The organism is Burkholderia theae, from assembly GCF_048565265.1.
Classification (GTDB): domain Bacteria; phylum Pseudomonadota; class Gammaproteobacteria; order Burkholderiales; family Burkholderiaceae; genus Burkholderia; species Burkholderia theae.
In genome coordinates, this window is sequence record NZ_CP183462.1 from 3,067,235 (window position 1) to 3,083,070 (window position 15,836).

15 protein-coding genes are annotated in these 15,836 nt (G+C 68.1%); 3 read left to right on the forward strand and 12 right to left on the reverse strand.

Annotated features, from left to right (window positions below):
- Positions 1-53 precede the first annotated feature (53 nt).
- On the forward strand, positions 54-890 hold the full coding sequence (locus ACN22W_RS31360; RefSeq protein WP_048245961.1) for a bifunctional allantoicase/(S)-ureidoglycine aminohydrolase: 837 nt from the start codon (positions 54-56) through the stop codon (positions 888-890).
- 235 nt (positions 891-1,125) lie between these two features.
- On the opposite strand, the gene ACN22W_RS31365 is transcribed toward ACN22W_RS31360, so the two are convergent.
- A complete protein-coding gene (locus tag ACN22W_RS31365; RefSeq protein WP_419688380.1) occupies positions 1,126-1,470 on the reverse strand; it encodes a cytochrome c in 345 nt (114 codons plus the stop codon).
- Between the two features lie 10 nt (positions 1,471-1,480).
- The gene (locus ACN22W_RS31370) at positions 1,481-2,713 is read right to left on the reverse strand and encodes a molybdopterin-dependent oxidoreductase (protein ID WP_419688381.1); all 1,233 of its coding nucleotides are present in this window, start codon (positions 2,711-2,713) and stop codon (positions 1,481-1,483) included.
- A gap of 558 nt (positions 2,714-3,271) precedes the next feature.
- On the opposite strand from ACN22W_RS31370, the gene ACN22W_RS31375 reads away from it, so the two are divergent.
- Both ACN22W_RS31375 and ACN22W_RS31380 read left to right on the forward strand, forming a co-directional pair.
- A complete protein-coding gene (locus tag ACN22W_RS31375; RefSeq protein WP_419688382.1) occupies positions 3,272-5,389 on the forward strand; it encodes a penicillin-binding protein 1A in 2,118 nt (705 codons plus the stop codon).
- Between the two features lie 8 nt (positions 5,390-5,397).
- The gene (locus ACN22W_RS31380; protein ID WP_129515921.1) at positions 5,398-6,009 is read left to right on the forward strand and encodes a trimeric intracellular cation channel family protein; all 612 of its coding nucleotides are present in this window, start codon (positions 5,398-5,400) and stop codon (positions 6,007-6,009) included.
- Positions 6,010-6,027: 18 nt separating this feature from the next.
- On the opposite strand, the gene ACN22W_RS31385 is transcribed toward ACN22W_RS31380, so the two are convergent.
- From ACN22W_RS31385 to ACN22W_RS31430, 10 genes are all read right to left on the reverse strand, one after another.
- Positions 6,028-6,405: a VOC family protein gene (locus tag ACN22W_RS31385; protein WP_419688383.1), complete on the reverse strand. Its 378-nt coding sequence runs from the start codon at positions 6,403-6,405 to the stop codon at positions 6,028-6,030.
- Between the two features lie 85 nt (positions 6,406-6,490).
- Complete coding sequence (locus ACN22W_RS31390) at positions 6,491-7,312, reverse strand: heme ABC transporter ATP-binding protein (protein WP_419688384.1); 822 nt, start codon at positions 7,310-7,312, stop codon at positions 6,491-6,493.
- A 26-nt stretch (positions 7,313-7,338) separates the two neighbouring features.
- Complete coding sequence (locus ACN22W_RS31395) at positions 7,339-8,427, reverse strand: FecCD family ABC transporter permease (protein WP_419688385.1); 1,089 nt, start codon at positions 8,425-8,427, stop codon at positions 7,339-7,341.
- 15 nt (positions 8,428-8,442) lie between these two features.
- Positions 8,443-9,351 carry a heme/hemin ABC transporter substrate-binding protein gene (locus ACN22W_RS31400; protein WP_419688386.1) on the reverse strand — a complete coding sequence of 303 codons (909 nt, stop codon included), beginning with the start codon at positions 9,349-9,351 and terminating at the stop codon, positions 8,443-8,445.
- Entirely contained in the window at positions 9,348-10,439 is a 1,092-nt protein-coding gene (locus ACN22W_RS31405; protein ID WP_419688387.1) for a hemin-degrading factor, read from the reverse strand. Before ACN22W_RS31405 ends, ACN22W_RS31400 begins: the two co-directional genes overlap by 4 nt.
- 49 nt (positions 10,440-10,488) lie before the next feature.
- Positions 10,489-12,759, reverse strand: a complete 2,271-nt coding sequence (locus ACN22W_RS31410; protein ID WP_419688388.1) for a TonB-dependent hemoglobin/transferrin/lactoferrin family receptor — start codon at positions 12,757-12,759, stop codon at positions 10,489-10,491.
- A 237-nt stretch (positions 12,760-12,996) separates the two neighbouring features.
- Positions 12,997-13,224, reverse strand: coding sequence for a hypothetical protein (locus ACN22W_RS31415; RefSeq protein ID WP_129515914.1), 228 nt, complete (start codon positions 13,222-13,224; stop codon positions 12,997-12,999).
- Positions 13,225-13,439: 215 nt separating this feature from the next.
- Positions 13,440-13,823, reverse strand: coding sequence for a DUF6232 family protein (locus ACN22W_RS31420; protein WP_419688389.1), 384 nt, complete (start codon positions 13,821-13,823; stop codon positions 13,440-13,442).
- A gap of 124 nt (positions 13,824-13,947) precedes the next feature.
- Positions 13,948-14,208 carry a DUF2866 domain-containing protein gene (locus tag ACN22W_RS31425; RefSeq protein ID WP_011353838.1) on the reverse strand — a complete coding sequence of 87 codons (261 nt, stop codon included), beginning with the start codon at positions 14,206-14,208 and terminating at the stop codon, positions 13,948-13,950.
- Positions 14,209-14,414: 206 nt separating this feature from the next.
- Positions 14,415-15,572: a porin gene (locus ACN22W_RS31430; RefSeq protein ID WP_412023656.1), complete on the reverse strand. Its 1,158-nt coding sequence runs from the start codon at positions 15,570-15,572 to the stop codon at positions 14,415-14,417.
- Positions 15,573-15,836 lie beyond the last annotated feature (264 nt).

A 15,836-nucleotide genomic window follows, 5' to 3' on the forward strand; every position in this document is an offset into this window, starting at 1 on the left:
CGCCCGATGCCGTTTGCGCCAGGGGCCGGACCAACCCATTGCCTGGATGCACTATGTCTAAGACAACGTATTACGCGCCGCATGGCGGCCACCCGCCGCAGACCGATCTGCTGACCGATCGCGCGATGTTCACCGAGGCGTACGCGGTGATCCCGAAGGGGGTGATGCGCGACATCGTCACGAGCTGGCTGCCGTTCTGGACGAACACGCGCCTGTGGGTGATCGCTCGCCCGCTGTCGGGTTTCGCCGAAACCTTCTCGCAGTACATCGTCGAAGTGAACCCGGGCGGCGGCAGCGACAAGCCCGAGCAGGACAAGAACGCCGAAGCCGTGCTGTTCGTCGTCGAAGGCGAAGCCGAACTGACGCTGCAGGGCAAGAAGCACGTGCTGAAGCCGGGCGGCTACGCCTTCATTCCGCCGGGCGCGGACTGGACGCTGCACAACGTCAGCGATGCCGCGGTGCGCTTCCACTGGGTCCGCAAGCATTACCAGGTCGTCGACGGCATTCCGCTTCCGGAAGCGTTCGTGACCAACGAGCAGGACGTCGAGCCGATCCCGATGCCGGGCACCAACGGCGCGTGGGTGACGACGCGTTTCGTCGACATGAGCGACATGCGTCACGACATGCACGTGAACATCGTGACGTTCGAGCCGGGCGGCGTGATTCCGTTCGCCGAAACGCACGTGATGGAGCATGGCCTGTACGTGCTCGAAGGCAAGGCCGTCTATCGCCTGAACCAGGACTGGGTCGAGGTCGAAGCGGGCGATTTCATGTGGCTGCGCGCGTTCTGCCCGCAGGCATGTTATTCGGGTGGCCCTGGCCGCTTCCGCTACCTGCTGTACAAGGATGTGAACCGTCACATGAACCTGACGCTGAACCCCGCGCGCTAAGCGCCGCGGCAGCAGTCGAATGCGAAAGCCCGCCGGTGCATGCCGGCGGGCTTTGACGAGATGGTCAGCCTGACCGAGGCAGCCCGATTCAGCGTACGCTGATCGGGCTGTTTCCTTTCCGGGAGATCATCACGGGCACTGTGACGTTGATCGGAATCGATCCAGGCAAGCACGGCTTCGTTCTGCATGCGCAGGACCGTCACGGTTACGCGTGTGCGACGCCCGTTGCGATACGTCACGGCTTCCCGTTGATCGCGGTCAGATATCGCGCGAGGTCGTCGATCGCCTCGGGCGGCAACGGCGCGCCATAGACCGCACGCATCTTGATGACCTCCGCCTTCCACTCCTGGAACGACAGCGGCGGTTGCCGGGTCACCATGTCGACCGAATGGCAGATCAGGCAATGCAGGTTCGCGAGATCGGCGCCCGGGCCGGACGGAAACTTCTGCGTATCGCCGGGCAACGCGACCTCGACCGTTCCGGTCGGCGCGGCGCGCGCCGTCTTGCCCGTTTCCGCCATTGCGGCGCCTCCCGCGCAGGTCACCGCTGCGAGCAGGATCGCGGCACACGTCTTCATCATGATCGGCTCCTCACGCGACGAACACACGCGTCGTTTCGACCACGTTGCGCATGTAGCCGGCCGGGTTCCAGTTCGGCGTGTCCGGCTGCTCGACGCCGCCGTCGTTGATCGCCTTGACCTGCAACACGGCCTGTCCGGCGCGGTGCGGCGTGAACTGCGCCTCCCAGCGGCGCAAGCTGTACTTGCCGTAGTCCTTCCCGAGGCGCGCCGTCGCCCAGGACGCGCCGCCATCATCGGAGAACAGCACCTTGCGCACGCCCGTGTCGCCGCCGAACGCGATGCCCCGGACCGCCTGCGGCCGGTCCAGCGCGATCACGGCGCCGTCGTCGAGGTTGGTGATGAACGATCGCGGCACCATCTGGCTGATCGGCACGGTTTTGACGCCGGCCTGCCCGGGCTGAATGCTCGCGTGCGGCGTGTCGGGAATCTGATAGGCCTTCGCCATCCAGAAATTGTCGTCGCGCCGATCGATGACCTCGATGTCGTTCAGCATCTTCACCCAGTACGTCGAATACCAGCCCGGCACGACGAGGCGCAGCGGGAAGCCGTTGAGCAGCGGCAGCGGCTGCCCGTTCATCCCGAACGCGACGATCACTTCGCCGTCCCGCGCGCGGTCGACGTCGAGTGCCTTGATGAAGGACGGCGTGGTGGGCAGCACGCCCTTGTCCAGGCCGTTGAAGCGGACCTGCACCGCGCCCGCCTTCACCCCCGCCCGATCGAGGATGTCCTTGAGCCGCACGCCGGTCCAGCGCGCGTTGCCCATTGCGCCGTTGCCCCATTCGCCGCCGGCGACGCGCGGCTTGAAGAAGCCGCGCGAATTGCCGGCGCACTGATTGACGGCGGCGACTTCGACGCGCGGAAAGCCGCTCATGAGGTCGCGCAGGCTCAGTTCGAGCGGGCGGTCGACGAGCCCGTGCACGGCGAGCCGGAACGCGCCGGCGTCGATCCGCGCCGGGATGTCGGCGAGATGCCATCGCACGAAGAACCGGTCGTTCGGCGTGAACACGCCGTCATCGAACACGGAGAAAGGTGTTTCGAGCAGCGGGGGGCGGATGCGCACCAGCAGCATTTCGCCCTTTTGCGGAAAGTCGTGGGTCAGCTCGCGCAGCCCGTTCTCGAACGGCAGCGTGACCGCGTCGGCCGCGCATGCGCGGCGATACCAGCTTGCGCCGACGGCCAGCAGGCCGCCAGCGGCGGCGGCCTGCATCAGGTGACGGCGCTGTGGATCATGTGGGTCTGCCATGACGACTCCCTCGTTTGCCGATCTGTCTGCCGAACCCGCGATCGCGCGCGGCTGCCAAAACGCCGGATCATGCGCGGCCGATGACCCGAGATTTCATGATAGGCGCAATCCGGTGCGATATCGGGCCGGATGGGGGTCACGCGTGGAAGCGGTGCAGCAGCGGCCGCCGGGCCTCGGTCGCGCCGCGCATTCCCGCTCGGGTTCCCCCGTGCGTCGCTCGTCGCTTCCCGTCAGCGGCGACGTGCCGTGAACGAGTCCCCGGCCTCCCTTGATCCCGCGGCCGCAAGATCCGGTCGGGCACCCGTCACGTGATCGCCTGCGGCATGCCGCCGCTCGGCTGGCGCGACCTGTATCACCGTGCGCGACGTCGATCAGGTACGCGCGCGACGCGAGACGCGTGAACGGTTCGGGCACGCTTTCCTAAATAAAATTTAGCCTGCCAAACTTTGGCTAAAGAATGTTCCGGTTTCGCGTCATCCCTTCGACAATGCGCGCCTTCCGTGACCGGTCGGCGTCAATCGCGCGCCGGCCGTCGCGGCATCGAAGAAGGAGCCCGACATGACCGACCACACCGCATCCCCTCCGCCGCAACCCGCGCCGCCGCGCCGCCGACGCGTGTGGCGCACGCTCGCGGGCGCGCTGCTCGGCCTGACGCTCGCGTGCGCGGGCATCGGCGCATGGACGATCCAGCGCATCTGGGCGCAGTTGCCGTCCGTCGAGCACCTGGCCGTCTATCGTCCGGCACTGCCGCTGCGGATCTTCTCGCGCGATGGCGACCTGCTGGCCGAATACGGCGTCGAGCGGCGCGAGTTCGTGCCGCTCGAACGCATCCCGCCGCTGATGCGGCATGCGCTGCTCGCCGCCGAGGACGCGAAGTTCTACCAGCACGGCGCGGTCGATGTCGGCGGCCTCGCGCGCGCGACGTTCGCGAACGTCGTGACGGGGCAACCGGGGCAGGGCGGCAGCACGATCACGATGCAGGTCGCGCGCAACTTCTACCTGACGCGCGACAAGGTGCTGAGCCGCAAGCTCGCCGAGATCCTGATGGCGGCCAAGCTCGAACGCGAATACAGCAAGGACAAGCTGCTCGAGCTGTACATGAACGAGATCTACCTGGGCGAGCGCGCGTACGGTTTCGCGGCGGCCGCGAACGTGTATTTCGGCAAGCCGCTCGACGCGTTGAGCGCGGGCGAGGCGGCCGTGCTCGCGGGACTGCCGAAGGCGCCGTCCGCGTTCAACCCGGTCGTCAATCCGGCGCGTGCGACCGCGCGGCGCAACTATGTACTCGGGCGGATGCATGCGCTCGGCCAGCTCGATGACGCGACCTACCGCGCGGCCGTCGATGCGCCGATCGCGCTGGCGACCACGCCGCCGCCCGGCATCATCGCCGCGCCGTACGTTGCCGAGCGCGCACGCCGGATGATGGTCGAGCGCTTTCACGACGATGCCTATACGCTCGGCCTCGACGTGACGACGTCGATTTCGATGCGCGACCAGCGCGCGGCCGAAGCCGCGCTCGAGCGCACGTTGAACCGGCAGCCACGCGCGAAGCGCGATGCGCGCAACGGGCTCGAAGGCGCACTCGTGTCGCTCGACGCGGCGACGGGCGACATGCTCGCGCTCGTCGGCGGCGCGGATTTCAGCCGCAACGTGTTCGACCATGCACTGCAGGCGTACCGCCAGCCGGGCTCGAGCTTCAAGCCGTTCGTCTATTCGGCGGCACTGGAGAAGGGCTATTTCCCGGGCGTGCTCGTCGACGATACGCAGCGCACGCTGACGCGTGCGGAAACCGGCGCGCAGCCGTGGCGTCCGCGCAATTTCGGCAACCGCTACGAGGGCTTCATTCCGGTGCGGCGCGGGCTCGTGCGCTCGAAGAACCTGGTCGCGGTCAGCCTGATGCAGGCCACCGACGCACGCTACGTGCAGCAGCACGCGGTGCATTTCGGCTTCGACGCGCAGCGCAATCCGGCGTCGCTGCCGCTCGCGCTCGGCGCGGGCGCGGTGACGCCGCTCGAGCTCGCGAGCGCCTACAGCGTGTTCGCGAATGGCGGGACGCGGATGGAGCCGCGCCTGATCCTGTCGGTGAAGCAGCGCCACGGCGGCGCGATGTACGAGGCGACGGCGCCGGCAGGCGAGCGCGTCGTGTCGACCCGCAACGCATTCGTGATGGACAGCATGCTGCGCGACGTCGTGCGGGCCGGCACCGCGCGCGGCGCGCTCGCGCTGCGCCGCGACGACGCGGCCGGCAAGACGGGCACGTCGAACGGATCGAAGGACGTGTGGTTCGCCGGCTACTCGTCGGGCATCGTCGCGGTCGCGTGGCTCGGTTACGACACGCCGCGCCCGATGGGGCGCGCGACCGGCGCGACGCTCGCGCTGCCGGTGTGGCTCGACTACATGAAGGCGGCCGTCGACGGGCGCACGCCAGTCGCTGCGACGCCGCCGCAGGATGTCGCTCTGGTCGACGGTGACTTCGTCTATGCCGAATACACGCGCGGCACGTGCACGGCCGACGTGCCGCCGTACATCCGCAGCCGCTTCGCATGCGGCGGCGCGCAGGCGGCGGATGCGTCGGATACGCCGGCCGGCGACGGCAAGCCTGACGCGCCGATGCCCGCGGCAGTAGACGCGGCCGAGCGCGAACGCGTGCTCGACCTGTTCCGGACCGACGACTGACACGCGCCATGCATACGCTTTATCTGATTGCGATCGTCGCGGAAGCGATGTCGGGGGCGCTGATGGGCATGCGGCGCGGGATGGACCGCTTCGGGCTCGCGCTCGTTGGCGCGGTGACGGCGCTCGGCGGCGGCACCGTGCGCGACGTGTTGCTCGGCCACTATCCGCTCGGCTGGATCGCGCATCCCGAATACCTGGTGATCACGCTCGTCGCGGCGACCGTCGCGTCGTGGGCGGCACGGCATGTCGCGCGGATGAAGACGCTGTTCGTCACCGTCGATGCGATCGGCCTCGCGGCGTTTACGATCATCGGCTGCGACGTCGGTGCGTCGACCGGCACGGCGCCGATCATCGTCGTGCTGGCCGGCGCGATCACGGGCGTCTGCGGCGGGATGCTGCGCGACCTGCTGTGCAACGAGATGCCGCTGATCCTGCGCGAGGAACTGTACGCGAGCGTCGCGTTCGTCACGGGCGCGCTGTATGTCGGGATGCAGCATCTCGGCATCGATGCGGGTTTCGCGACGGTGGTCGCGCTGGCGGCCGGATTCTCGATGCGGATGCTGGCCGTGCGGCTCGGCTGGAAGATGCGGACTTTCGGCGCGGCGGACGTCGAGCATTGAGCGCGGCCGCGCCGGCATTCAGTCCGGCTGCATCACCTGAAAGACATTGCCCTCCGGATCGAGGCCGTCATACATCCGGTACGGGAAACCGTCGTAACGCTTGAGATCGCGCACGGTCACGCCGTCGCCGGCGAGTCGGTCTCGGTGCGCGTCGATCCCGGCGTCGATCCTGAACACGAGCTTCACGGGGCTGGTGTTCGCGCTCGCAGGCGCGGTGGCATGGCGAAACGCCGGGCCGGCCAGATGCAGCGCCAGTTCGACTGCGCCCGCGTCGAGCACGACCCATTCACCGTCGATTTCCTCGATGACAGGGAGGTCGAAATACCGCTGGTAGAACGCCTTCAGCAACGCAACGTCGTGGACGTACAGGATGATGCGGGTCATCGGAAGCGGCATGGGGGTTTCCTCGAAGGGGGCGCGAAGCGCGAATGATGCGAAGTGAGGGTCGGGGTCGGACGTCGAGCGACGCACCGACCGTGCACTACGCGGGCACCATCACCGGCGGCATACCGTCGCCGGTTTCCACCATCTTCACCGCGAAGCCGTAGCACTGCGCGATATGGGCGGGCGTCATCACGTCGCGCGGTGCGCCGTGCGCGACGATCGTGCCGTCGGCGAGCATCGCAATGGTATCCGCGTGCCGCGCGGCGAGGTTCGGGTCGTGCACGATCGCGAGCACGCCGAGCTGCCATTCGCGTGCGACGGCGCGCACGGTATCGAGCAGGCGGTGCTGATGCGCGAGATCGAGCGCGGCGGTCGGCTCGTCGAGCAGCAGGTAACGCGGGCCGCCTTCCGTCGCATCGTCGTCCGGCCACAGCTGCGCGAGCACGCGCGCGAACTGCACGCGGGCGAGTTCGCCGCCCGACAAGGTCGTGACATCGCGGCCGACGAGTGCATCGGCGCCCGCGCGTTCGAGCGCGCGCCACGCGATGTCGCGATCGCGATGCGACGTCGCACCGCTGCGCCGCGCATGCGGATAACGGCCGAGCAGCACGATTTCGTCGACGCTGAACGGGAAGGCCGGTTGCGCGGCCTGCGGCAGCACCGCACGCAGGCACGCGAGCCGCGGCGCGTCGATGCGCGCGAGCGGTTCGCCGTTCAGCGTGACGTCGCCCGTCACGCGCACGCCGTTCGGCGCGACGCTGCCGGTCAGTTCACCGGCGAAGGTTTTCAGCAGCGTGCTCTTGCCCGCGCCGTTGCGGCCGAGCAGCGCGGTCACGCGGCCGGGCTCGATCGACAGCGACAGGTCGCGCAGGATGGCGTTGTGTCGGCGGGCGACGTCGAGATGGTGGGCGGTCAGCATGGTCGTCGTGAGGGCGTGAGGGAGGGTTACCCGCCGAGCGCGCCGCGGCTCTTCCACAGCAGCGCGAGAAAGAACGGTGCACCGAGCAGCGCGGTCAGCACGCCGAGCGGAATTTCGGCGGGCGCGGCGATCGTGCGCGCGGCGAGATCGGCGGCGAGCGTCAGCAGCGCGCCGAGCAGCGCGGCGCCGGGCAGCACGATCCGCTGGTCCGGGCCGCATGCGAGGCGCACGCAATGCGGCGCGACGAGCCCGATGAAGCCGATGATGCCCGCGCACGATACGAGCGCGCCGACCGCGAGCGCGACCGCGACGAGCACGCGCCGCTTCAGCCGCTGCACCGGCACGCCGAGATGCAGCGCCTCGGTTTCGCCAAGCTGCAGCGCGTTCAGCGCATCGCGTTCGCGCGCGAGCAGCACGCAGCCGATCGCGACGCACGGCGCGACGGCCGCCAGCGCGGACCACTGCGCGCCGCCGAGGCTGCCGAGGCTCCAGAAGGTCAGCGAGCGCAGCTGCGCGTCGTCGGCGACGAACGTGAGCAGCCCAATCGCCGCGCCGACCAGCGCATTGATCGCGATGCCGGCGAGCAGCAGCAGCGGCAGCGCGAGCTTGCCGCGCGATGCGGCGAGCCGGTAGACGAGCGCCGCGACCGCGAGCGCCCCTGCGAAGGCGGCGACGGGCAACGCGGCCGCGCTCACATGCGCGGCAAAGAGCACGGGGCCGAGCACGATCATTGTCGTCGCGCCGAGGGCGGCGCCGCTCGACACGCCGACGAGCCCCGGATCGGCGAGCGGATTGCGGAACAGCGCCTGCATCGCGGCACCGGTGGCACCGAAGCCGCCGCCGACCAGCAACGCCAGCGCGACGCGCGGCGCGCGAATCTCGAACAGCACCGCGCGTGCCTGCTGCGCGGCCGCATCGCCGGTCAGCGCGGCCCATGCTTCCGCGAGCGGAATGCGATAGGCGCCGACGCACAGCGCGACGACGGACATCGCGCACACGAGGCATGCGAGTGCGGCCAGCGCGAACGGTGCGAAGCGGCGCGACGTGCCGATGCGCGCGGCGCCGGAACGCGATGCCGGCGACGGCGCGGGGAAAGGCGAAGCATGAGCGGGCATCGGGACAGTCCGGAATCAGGCAAGCGCATCCGACAGGCGTCGGTGCAGGGTCGTGACGGCGAGCGGCAGGCGCGGGCCGAAGCCGAGCAGGAACAGCGCGTCGAGCGACACGACGCGCTGTGCGCGGCCGGCCGGCGTTGCGCCGAAGCCGGGCGTCGCGAGCAGCGCGGTGCGGCCGCCGACGGCCGCGAGCCCTTCGTCGGAGATCAGCACGACGTCGGGTGCGGCGGCGGCGAGCGCCTCGGTCGTCAGCGGTTTGTAGTGATCGAAGCCCTGCATCGCGTTGCGTGCGCCCGCGTAGCGGATCATCGCGTCGGCGGCCGTGCGTTGGCCGGCGACGAGCGCCTGGTTGCCGGTATGGTTCAGCACGAACAGCACACGCGGCGGCTGCGCGCCGCCGGGTGTGCGTGCGGCGACCGCGTCGCGCGCGGCCTGCCAGTCGCGATCGAAGCGCTGCAGCAGCGTGGTGCCTGCATCGCGCACGTCGAGCGCTTGCGCGATGCCCGTGATCTTCGCGCGTACCGACTCGACATCGTGGCGTTCGTCGAACGTCGTCACCGTCACGCCGGCACTTTTCACCTGCGCGATCGCTGTGGGCGGGCCGGCTTCCGCCGACGCGAGCACGAGATCGGGCCGCAGCGACAGCAGCCCTTCGGCCGACAGTGCGCGCTGGTAGCCGACCTTCGGCAGGCGCTTCGCGGCGTCGGGGTAGGTGCAGGTCGTGTCGGCGCCGACGAGCCGGTAGCGGGGCGTCTCGGTGCCGCCGAGCGCGAACGCGGTTTCCGCGAGCGCGCCGCCGATCACGACCACGCGCTTCGGGTTGGCCTGCGCGAACACGCCACCGGGCAACGCGCCCGCGAGCGCGCCGGCCACCGCACCCGCCAGCACCGCACGGCGCCGCGGATCGAACGATCGCGCATTCATCGCGCGTCCCCGCGTGCCGCCGTCGGCAGCGTCGCGACGAGCGCGCGCCAGTCGTCGCGCTCGACCTTGCCGGGCTTGCGCTCGCCGAACAGCAGCGCGACGTGGTCGCCCTGCCGGTCGAACAGTTCGAGCGACGTGACGAGGCCGTCGCTCGTCGGCTTCTTCACGACCCACGCGGCGGCGATCAGGTCCTCGCGCACGTGCAGGTTGAAGCCCGGATCGAGCACGTTGATCCACGCGCCGACCTCGCGCACGTTCGCGACGGGGCCAGTATGGATCTGGATCATCCCCGCGTTGCCGACGAACACCATGATCGGCTGGCCGCTCCTGGCGGCCTGTTCGAGCACGTGGCGCAGCGCACGCGTGGTTTCGACCGGATACGCGTATTGCGGATCGGCGAGGCGCAGCGCCTGCATGCGGCTCACGCCGAAACGCTGCGTGATGCCGAAGAACTGGTGCGTGTCGGTCATCGCGTCCCACGCGGCGCGGAAGCCGGATACGTCGATCTCGGTGTCGGCGCGCTCGGGCGTCTTCGGCGCGGCGGACGCGACGTCGAGGCCCGGCTCCTGCGACGGCGCGCGCCAGCGCTCGACGAATGCGTCGTACGCGGCGTGATCGCTGTGCGCGCGCAGGTACACCTTGTGGATCGCATGACCCTGCGCGTCGAAGAACTGCAGGCTCTTCAGCGGGCCGTGTGCGGTCTCGTCGCGCACCGCGAACGCCGACACCCAGTGACGATAGAAGATGCGCAGGTCGATGTCGCCGAGCGCGAGGCCGACGGGGCCGTCATGGCTCATCTGCGCATATTCGCCGTCCTTCTCGTGAACGGCCGTGTCGTTGCGCGTCAGCGCCATCACTCGGCCGAGGCGCGGCATTTCCTCGAACATCGCCGGAAAGCGCGCGTCGAGCCGGACGACGTGCTCGCCGACAAATGCGGCGAGCGCCTCGCCTTCGCTGACGCCGAGCGCCTGCGCAACGTCGCGGTTGCGCAACTGGCGCTCGGTCTTGAGCTTGATGAACGCGTCGCGCAGCGCGGCGGCCGCGCGGGCCGGCGTGGCCGGTTGACCGGGAAGGGCGGATTGCATCATGTCGGACTCCTTCAAGAAACGGTTGGGGTGGCAGCGCGTGCGGCGCGCATCAGAAATCCACTTTCATGCTGACGGCGACCGTGCGTCCGGACGACGTATATGCATCGAGCACCTGCGAATCGGCCGCGATGCCGCGCACATCCGACCAGTTCCAGTACTTGCGGTCGAACAGGTTGCGGATGCCGATCGTTGCGCTCACATGTTTGTTGAAGCGGTAGCCGCCGCGCAGGTCGACGACGAACGACGACGGCGGCGCGAAGCACGCCTTGTTCGAACAGTCGGACTTGTCGATGTCCTTGTCGCGTTTCGCGGCCTGGAACAACAGGTCGGTCTGCACGAACCAGCGTTCGCTCGGCTCGTAGCGCGCGCCGAACACGGCCGAGAACGGGTTGACCGTGTTGAGCGGCTGGCTGGCCGCGCCGTTGTTCTGCGTCGAGCCCCTCGTGAACGCCATCGCCGTCTTCAGCGTGATGCCGTTCGGCATCGCCCATTCGGCGCGGCCTTCGAGGCCGTGGATGCGCGCGTCGGCGAAGTTCACGTACTGGAATACGAACGGGTCGGCCGGCCGGCCGCTGCCGGCGATCGTCGTGCGCGAGATGAAGTTGCGGTAGCGGCCCGTGAACGCGGCCGCGCTGTAGCGCACGACGCCGTAGCCGGTGCCGGCCTTGCCGCGCAGGCCGGCTTCGAACGTGTCGCTCGTCTCGGGCTTCAGGTTCGGGTTGCCGATCGACGTGTAGCCGTACACCGGGTTCGAGAAGCTGCTGTTCACCTGGTCGGGCGTCGGCGCGCGGAAGCCGTGCGCGTACTGCACGTACGGAATCAGTGCGGGCGTGATCTCGTAGAGCACCGAGACGCGCGGCGACAGTTCGTTCGCGCTCGTCGACACGGCCTTGCCGGTGAACAGCGGATCGTTTTCGGTCGGGCTCAGCCGGTACGTGTCGAAGCGCAGGCCCGGCGTGACGAGCAGGCGGCCGTAGCCGATCTGGTCCTGCACGAATGCGCCGAACAGCGTGTAGTCGGTGTCGGGGAATGCCTTGTTCGGGAACGCCTCGCCGACGCCCGGCACCGTGCCGTTGCGCATGTTCGTCACGCGCGACAGGCTGCCGTCGACGCCGTACAGCAGCTTGTGTGCGAGCGGGCCGGTCGCGAAGCCGCTTTCGGCGAACGCGGAGCCGCCGAACGTGCGTTCCTTGTACTGGTTGTCGCGCGAACGCGATTTCAGCGGCGCGCCGCGCGTCTCGAACGCGTACTGGTCCTGCTTCGCGTCCTGGTAGTAGAACTGCACGTGCGCGGTCTGGAACCAGCGGAACGCGTCGTCGCGGAAGTCGTAGTCGACGCTGAAGCGGTTGCGCTCGAGCCGGTCGTTCGTCGTGAGGCCGAGCGTGGTCGGCGGATTGATCGCGGACAGCACGTCGGTGCTCACGCGTCGCTGCACCGTTTCAGCCGTGAACTTGATCGTGTCGCGCGTGGTAGGCGTCAGCACGAGCTTGCCGAGCAGCGATTCCGAATAGACGTCCTGCGGATTCGACGTCGTGCGCAGCGTGCTCGCCGAATTGTTGCTGCCGCGCGTATCGACCTCGTGGCCGCGCCGGCCGTCGGCGATGATCATCCCCTGCACGCGATCGTTGCCGCCCGCGGCCGACACGGTCGCGCCGATGCTGCGGTCGGCCGAGTCGTAGCTCGGCCGGAACGAGAAGTAATAGGGCTTGTTGTAGATCGACAGCAGGTCGCGCGGATCCTTCGTGATGAAGTTCACCGCGCCGGTCAGGCCGTCGCTGCCGTAGAGCGCGGAGGCCGGCCCGCGCAGGATTTCGATGCGCTTGAGCGTGTCGAGATCGGCGTAGTCGCCGCGGCCCGCTTCGAGCGGACCGAACGAAAACGCGTTCGGCAGGCGGATGCCGTCTTCCATCAGCAGCACGCGATTGCCTTCGAGGCCGCGGATGTTGATGCTCGAATCGCCGTCGCGACCGCCGCCTTGCGCGGCGCTGGCGGGCCGGTACGCGGTGCGGCGCACCGTGACGCCCGGCTCGTAGCGCAGCGCGTCCTTGATGTTGGTGGCCTGCTGCTCCTCGAGATCCTCGTCGGTGATCACCGACACCGAGGCCGCCGTGCGGCTCGCGGCCGTGGCGGTGCGGGTGGCCGTGACGGTGACGGGGTCGAGCAGCGCCGCGTCGCCGCGCGTGGACGCGGCGAGGACGACGGCAGGAGGCGGAGTGGCGCCTTGCGGCGACGAGTCGGCGTGAGCCGGGGCGGCGGACAGGCCGAACGCGCCGAACAGCGCGGCGCAGATCGGCCGCCGCGCCAGCGGATAGCAATGCACAGGTGGTCTCCCATTGACGAAAACAAGCCCGAAGGCTGGCTGGGTGACGCGTTCACCTGGCTGGCCCGCCCGCGCGCGAAATGCGGCGAACGGAGAATTGAAAGGCAACTGATAACTTTACCAGTGTAAATGAGAATTATTATCAATACAAGCGAGGAAAGCGGCCCGTGCGGGTGAGCGCTCACCCGCGCGGCTCGGGTGAGCCGCGCCGGGAAATTCGGGAGAAGCGCGCGGGCCCTAGGCCAGCGCTTCGATGCGGATCAGCAGGTTGCGCGCATGCGCGATGAACGCATCGTGCGTCGCGCGATCGCTGTGACCTTCGAGGCCCGCCTGTTCGGCGAAGGCGATCTGATCGGTGTAGAGGTCGACGAGCGCACGGCGTTCGTCAAGGGGAAGCGCGCGGATCATCGACACGAGCAGCAGTTCCTGCGCGCGAAGCATGCCGGACAGCAATTGAACGTTCATGCCGACCTCCTCGGACGATGCGGCGGCGGGCCGCTCTTTCCATACTAGGCGGTCGGCGTACGCAGTGGAGGCGCGGTGCTTGCGATGAGGCGGCGGAAAGGGGATTCGATGGTGGTGATGCGTCGGTCGTGTGTAGCAGTGCCGCGAGAGCCGAAACTCGCCGCGCGCACCCGTACATCGTGAACCGAACCGAAGCGTGCAGCGGGTGACCGGAATCAGCCGGCAGCCGTCGCCGCCCGTGTTTCGCGCACGACCTGCGCGACGCGTTCGACGAACTCGGCATCGACGCTCGACAGTGCTTCGCGCTTGCCGTCGGGCATCTCGACCATCAGGCGATACGTGATGTCCTGCGTGACCCACGAGAGATAACCGACGACGACGAGCATCACGCCGACGACGAGCGCGGCGCTCGATGCGCCGATGCCGCCTGCGACGGCGGTGGCCACGCCGATCAGCGAGATCAGCGACGGCACGAGGCGGTTCTTCGGAATCTTGACGACGTCGACCTGGCGGATGTCACGCAGTGCGAATACCTGCCCGGCGGCGGACAGGCCGTTGCGCGTGACCATCACGCCGCGTTCGTTGAATGCGTTTTCCATCGTGTGATGCGTGGACGAAAACGCGCAGCGTAGCAGGTTTCGTTGTTGCGTCAAACGAGACCGACTGCCGCACGACGCGTGCGGGGCGGCCGAAAGGCGGGAAGCGGGTGGAACAACGGGGCGTTCAGAACTGCAGCCGGCCGTCGCCGTAAAGCCGGCCCGGCACGTGCGACGCGACGACCTCGGCGATCTCTTCGTCGGTCGATTCGGCCGGCACGATCTGGCGCCGCGCGGGCGCGTCGAGATGCATCGTCCATTCGACGAGCCGGTACGGGCGGCCCCACGGGCGCTGCATTTCAACCGATACGCGGCAGCTCTGGACCGGCATCGAGTGTTGGCACGTCAGAATCGCGTGCAGATGGCTGAAAACGGTATCTTCGATCATCATGGCCTCCGATCCTGTCTTGTGGGCAATCGATGGCGGCGCCGTCGGCATTTAAAAAAAAAGCCGCCGATGCTCAGGCGGCCAACAGGGGGGGTGAGAGCATCCTCTCAGCCCAGAATTAAGCGAAACTTAAAAGCACATAAAAAAGCGCCCCGCGTGGAGCGGGGCGCTTCTTGCCGTCGTGATCCGCGAGTTAAGCGGATGCTTTAGAACTTGTGACGGATACCGATACGTGCGGCGATCTGGTTCTTCGAACCCGTGCCCGACGTATTGAAGTAGCTCGTGCTCGAGCCGATCTGCGCTTGCACGCCCTTGCCCGATGCCTGCTGGTACACGACCAGGCCGTACACGTCCGTACGCTTGCTGAGTGCGTAGTCGGCGATACCGTTGACCTGGTTCCAGTGCCACGAATTGCCGCTCTGCGTCGCGTTCGTGTACGTGTAGCCGAGGCCACCCGACAGTGCCGGCGTGAAGGCGTACTTCGCGCCTGCTTCATACGCGTTGTAGAACGTGCCGCCCGCGCCCGAAACGGTCGAGAACTGCGTACGCGTCCACAGCAGCCATGCCGTTGCCGGGCCCCACACGTAGCGGCCACCGACGCCGTACGTGCGCAGGTCGCGGACGTTACCCGTGCTGATGTTCGCGATCGTCGTCGAGAATGCCGGCGACGACTGGCTCGGGAAGCGGATGTCCGTGTAAGCGGCGCCGACCGAAACCGGGCCGTTCGCGTAGTTCAGGCCGAAGCTGTATGCGCGCGACGAGCCTGCCGTCGTCGTCGTGCCCGTCGTCGTCGCGGCTGCGCCGGCGAAGTCCGTCGAGTTCGAGAAGCCGTACAACGCGCCGAACGTGAAGCCCGAGTAGTTCGCGCTCTGGAACTTCACGGCGTTGTTGATGCGGCTCGACGTGAGCTGGTCGAGGTCGTTCACGTGGTACGCGTAGTTACCCGCGACCGTGTTGCCGCCCGTCGAGTAGTTCGAGCCGAGGATGTCGGTCGAGAACGAGTACTGACGGCCGAACGTGACCGTGCCGTACTGCGACTGGCTCAGGCCGACGTAAGCCTGGCGACCGAAGATCGCGCCGCCCTGGCCGAGCGTGCCGTTGCCGCTGTTGAAGCCGTTTTCGAGCACGAAGATCGCCTTCAGGCCACCGCCGAGGTCTTCGGTGCCGCGCAGGCCCCAACGGCTGCCTTGGGCAACGCCGTCGTCATACTTGAACAGCTTGCCCGTGCCGCCGTTGGCGGTCTTGCTGTGGTTCACGTAGCTGATACCGGCATCGATGACGCCGTACAGGGTCACGCTGCTTTGTGCGTGCGCCGTGCCGGCCGTTGCTGCCAGGACGGCGATGGTCAACAGTTTCTTGTTCAAAGGATTCTCCGAGCGAATAAATGGCGTGTCCAGTTGCGGTTCCGGCGCTCTCATGCGCGCTTTCACGGACCGGCGGCAACTTTATCGGCGGGCCACGTAATGAATATGACAGCGACTGTCATATGAAGAATGTGTGGTGCCGATGCGACATTGAATTCTGCCCGGTTGCATAGTGGGGAGTTATACCGATTTCGGCTGAGATTCGATCCGGAACAGGAATATGCACATGAAATAAGCTTGGTTTGCGCTGTTCGGGCCCCATGC